Raw genomic sequence first — 3,132 nt, 5'->3', positions numbered from 1 at the left:
CACCCCGCAATTCGCGAGATTGAGCGGCCCGTTTTACAAAGGATCACTCTCAAGCGTTCCCCCGACCGGTCCGATAACGGTTTCAACGGGTCCCAGCTCGTCAGCCCAAGCAACAGGCCACAAGGCCCCATGCGCCGGCTGCCCAGGGCTCGGATTCAACCTATTGGCACTGAAAGGAACGCGCCATGTCCGCAATCATCAACACCAACCTCGCCTCGCTGAACGCTCAGCGCAACACGTCCGCCTCGCAGGGCTCGCTGATGGTCAGCATGCAGCGCCTCTCGTCGGGCCTGCGTGTCAACTCGGCCAAGGACGACGCCGCTGGCCTGGCCATCGCCGAACGCATGAACACCCAGGTGCGCGGCATGAGCGTGGCCATCCGCAACGCCAACGATGGCATCTCCTTTGCGCAGACCGCTGAAGGCGCGCTGGGCAAGATCGGCGACATGCTGCAGCGCATGCGTGAACTGGCCGTTCAATCAGCCAACGGCACGAACAACATCGACGACCGCACTGCGCTGAACAATGAATTCTCGCTGCTGCAGTCCGAAATCACGCGCCTGTCCAGCAACACCAACTTCAACGGCAACTCCATCCTGACGGGCTCCGCAGCCACCACCTTCCAGGTGGGCGCCAACGCGACGGCCAACGACACCATCACGATCACCGGTGCCGACATCCTGAATGCCGCCACCGCTGCCAGCACCAACCAGGGCGCCCTGGCCGAGGTCACCAACACGACCAACACCGACATCCTGCTGGTCGGCGCGGCCGGTACCGGCGCCACCTTCGATCTCTACACCGGCACAGGCACCAAAGGTGCGCTGGACTCGGTCGCCAAGATCGACCAGGCGCTGTCCCAGGTGAACACGGCCCGCTCCACCTTCGGTGCCGCCCAGAACCGCTTCGACGCCGTCATCTCCAGCCTGCAGGTGTCGGTGGAAAGCCAGTCGGCCGCGCGCAGCCGCATCATGGACGCTGACTACGCCAGCGAAACCGCCAATCTGAGCCGGGCGCAGATCCTGCAGCAGGCCGGCACGGCGATGATCTCGCAGGCCAACCAACTGCCCCAGCAGGTGCTGACGCTGCTGCGCGGCGGCTGATAGAAGCAAGGCCGCCGGCGGTGGGGCACCGCCGGCACGGGCTTGAGAAGCGTTGAACAACGCTTCCTTAATAGCCGTGGTTTTGACCGTTGTTCGCAGGTTTGACCTGCGCAGGGCACCAACACAATTCACTCCATCGCGTCGCTGACTTCTGCGGCGCGGACACCGGAATCAACCGGGCTGTTGCAGGAGTGCTTAAATGCCCCAGACGATCAATACCAACATCGCATCGATGAACGCGCAGCGGAACCTGAACAGTTCCCAAGGGCTGCTGGCGGTGTCGATGCAGCGCCTGTCTTCTGGCATGCGTGTGAATTCCGCCAAGGACGACGCCGCCGGTCTGGCGATCGCCGAACGGATGAACACCCAGGTCCGTGGCATGTCGGTTGCCATGCGCAATGCCAATGACGGCATCTCGCTGGCGCAGACGGCTGAAGGCTCGCTCGGCAAGGTTGGCGACATGCTGCAACGCATGCGTGAACTGGCCGTGCAGGCTGCCAACGGCACCAACAACGTGCAGGACCGCGCGGCGCTGAACAACGAGTTCACGCAGCTGCAGACCGAAGTGGGGCGGCTGATCCGCAATACCAACTTCAACGGTTCGCAGATCCTGACCGGCGCGGCGACCTCGTTCACGTTCCAGGTCGGCGCCAACGCCACGGTGGATGACCAGATCGTCATCACCCAAAGCGACATCCTGACGACGACCCTGGGAACCAGCGGCACGCCCAACGGCAACGACGGCGCCCTGGAAGCTGCCATCAACAGCACCAAGATCAACATTCTTGGCGCCTCCGGCAGCGGTACAGGGGGCGTACCGCCGACCGCGGCGGTGGATTTCTCCGCCGCTGGCGCGCCGCCCGCCCTGACGGGCGCCAACGGCGACGAAGGTGACCCGTCGGTGGCCGTCCAGTTCCTGGACTTCGCCCTCGCCCAGGTCAATCTGGCTCGCTCCACCTACGGTGCGACGCAGAACCGCTTCGACTCGGTGATCGCCAACCTGCAGGTCGCCGTCGAGAACCAGACCGCAGCCCGCTCGCGCATCATGGATGCCGACTACGCCCAGGAAACGTCCAACATGTCGCGGGCACAGATCCTGCAACAGGCTGGCAACGCCATGGTCGCCCAGGCCAACCAGCTGCCGCAGCAGGTGCTGCAACTGCTCAAGGGCTGAGTCGCCCGCCGCACCCAAAAACGCCGGGATCCGCGTGTCGGAAGTCCCGGCGTTGTCATTTCAGCGCCGGTCCCGCGAAAGTTTTCCTAAAGTTCGCCACCGGCATGCCGAAGGCGTTACGGAACGGGTCTTAACAGGAAAGGGCTATGGCCACCATCTCATCGCTCGGTATCGGCAGTGGTCTTGATGTCGAGAGCCTGGTCAGCAAGCTGATGTCGATCGAGCAGCAGCCGATCAACAACATCAAGCAGGCTTCTGCCAGGCTTCAGACCAAGATCTCCGCTTACGGCCAGCTGCAGTCGGCCGTATCCAGCATGCAGACGGCCGCTCAGAAGCTGTCCGACGCCAGCCTGTGGAACGCTTCCACGGTCAGCGTGTCGGACACCTCGGTCGCCACCGTCAGCGCCAGCAGCGCGGGCAGCCAGAACCATCTGCTCAAGGTCAGCCAGCTGGCCTCGGCCCAGTCTGTGGCCAGCCGCATCTTCACTGGTGGCAGCGAAACCCTGGGTGACGGCACCCTGACCATCGCCCTGGGCCGTTGGGCCGGTGACCCGCCGGTCTTCACCGCCGGCAGCGGCACGCCCGCCGCCATCACCGTCAGTGCGACCGACACGCTGTCCAGCATCCGCGACAAGATCAACGCCGCCAATGTCGGTGTCAACGCCAGCCTGGTGAACGACGCGGCCGGCACGCGCCTGGTCATCCGGTCGCTGAGCACCGGCGAGAACCAGGCCTTCCAGATCACGAGCCCCGATGCCGCCTTGGCCGACCCGCGGGAGGCCTTGAAGCGCTGGCGTGGTCTGGCCTGGCTGGGCTTTCTTGGCATGGGTTGCTACAACTCGCTGCAATACCTGG

General features: G+C 64.4%; 3 protein-coding genes. All 3 read left to right on the top strand.

Going from position 1 to position 3,132, the window contains the following annotated elements; genetic code table 11:
• Positions 1-185: 185 nt before the first annotated feature.
• Positions 186-1,103: a flagellin N-terminal helical domain-containing protein gene (locus tag ACXJKR_RS28350; protein WP_056199250.1), complete on the top strand. Its 918-nt coding sequence runs from the start codon at positions 186-188 to the stop codon at positions 1,101-1,103.
• A gap of 199 nt (positions 1,104-1,302) precedes the next feature.
• Positions 1,303-2,277: a flagellin N-terminal helical domain-containing protein gene (locus ACXJKR_RS28345; protein WP_056199253.1), complete on the top strand. Its 975-nt coding sequence runs from the start codon at positions 1,303-1,305 to the stop codon at positions 2,275-2,277.
• Positions 2,278-2,423: 146 nt separating this feature from the next.
• On the top strand, positions 2,424-3,132 hold a 709-nt coding region (gene fliD, locus ACXJKR_RS28340), incomplete at its 3' end, for a flagellar filament capping protein FliD (RefSeq protein WP_457325671.1).

The sequence above is a fragment of the Roseateles sp. P5_E11 genome, from assembly GCF_054049355.1.
This window is presented reverse-complemented; position numbering and strand designations above follow the sequence as displayed.

Excerpts from the sequence above, each read along its gene's own strand:
- ACXJKR_RS28350 (WP_056199250.1), top strand. The coding sequence starts at position 186 with ATGTCCGCAATCATCAACACCAACCTCGCCTCGCTGAACGCTCAGCGC.
- ACXJKR_RS28345 (WP_056199253.1), top strand. The coding sequence starts at position 1,303 with ATGCCCCAGACGATCAATACCAACATCGCATCGATGAACGCGCAGCGG.